Origin of the sequence: Sphingobacterium sp. HSC-15S19, assembly GCF_050433745.1 — a bacterium.
In the GTDB taxonomy this organism is placed as follows: domain Bacteria; phylum Bacteroidota; class Bacteroidia; order Sphingobacteriales; family Sphingobacteriaceae; genus Sphingobacterium; species Sphingobacterium siyangense.
On the sequence record NZ_JBNPWQ010000106.1, the window covers coordinates 1 to 1170 of the forward strand.

At 41.5% G+C, this 1170-nt stretch carries 1 protein-coding gene; it reads left to right on the top strand.

Going from position 1 to position 1170, the window contains the following annotated elements:
- Positions 1-44 precede the first annotated feature (44 nt).
- The gene (locus L1283_RS28515) at positions 45-1073 is read left to right on the top strand and encodes a tyrosine-type recombinase/integrase (RefSeq protein WP_070568781.1); all 1029 of its coding nucleotides are present in this window, start codon (positions 45-47) and stop codon (positions 1071-1073) included.
- The last annotated feature ends 97 nt before the right edge of the window (positions 1074-1170 follow it).

Here is a 1170-nt window from a genome sequence, read left to right on the forward strand (position 1 = left end):
GGAAATGTGTATTTCCCTCAATGAATTTATATATCCCCAAAAAGATGGCAACGAATAACATAGCAAAATATATCACAGGTTTCCTTGGTGTGTATCTTCCGCACGAGCGAAACGTCAGCCCCAATACCATATCCGCGTACCGCGATGGTTTTGTCTCCTTTTTTTCCTTCTTGAGGGATGAGAAACAGATAAAGATTGAAAATGCGATTTTGTCAGATATTAATAGGGATAATGTGGTTGAATATCTACGATGGCTGATTGAGCGGCAGGGAAACAGTATTGCGACGCGCAATAATAGATTGGCAGCGATACATTCCTTTGTAGCATATCTTCAGTATGATAGCATCGAATACCTGGATCAGTGGCAAAAAGTCCTGAAGATTGGAAATCTGAAAAAAGCACATCCTACCCCGGTATACTTTACAAAAGAAGGAATAAAGCTTCTACTTGAACAACCGGATAGTGCATCTTATCAAGGGCTGAGACACCTTACGGTCCTTGCTTTGATGTATGATACAGGTTGTCGGGTACAGGAACTGGCTGACCTGACGGTAGAGTCAATGCGAATACAGTATCAGCCATACTCGATCAAGGTATATGGAAAAGGAAGAAAAGTGAGAATAGTACCGCTTTCTGAGCATGTCGTCGTAATACTCAAGAAGTATATGGAAAGGTACAATGTTGACTACGAGATTGATATAAAAAGACCGATCTTTTGTAATAGCGCGGGGAATAAACTCACCAGAGCCGGTATAACCTATATCTTAAAGAAATATGCAGATATGGCCCGTATATACGATTCTAATCTTATTCCCGAGGTTACCAGTTGCCATCAGTTAAGGCATAGTCGCGCAATCCACCTGTTGCAATCTGGTGTAAATCTGGTTTGGATAAGGGATCTTTTGGGGCATACCTCGGTCCAGACCACAGAGATATATGCAAGGGCCGACTCAAAACAGAAAAGAGAGGCTATAGAACAGGCATCGGAATGCCTTACACCTAACCAGGTTACCGGAGAATGGATCGATAACAGTAACTTGATAACTTGGCTGAAAGGGCTGGGTAAGAAATAACGATTATGTAAAGTCCAAATGTAAAGCCGTAACGCAATGCTCTGTGAATCAATGTACCTTTCAATGGACTTTACATATCCATATTGTTGTCATAGCC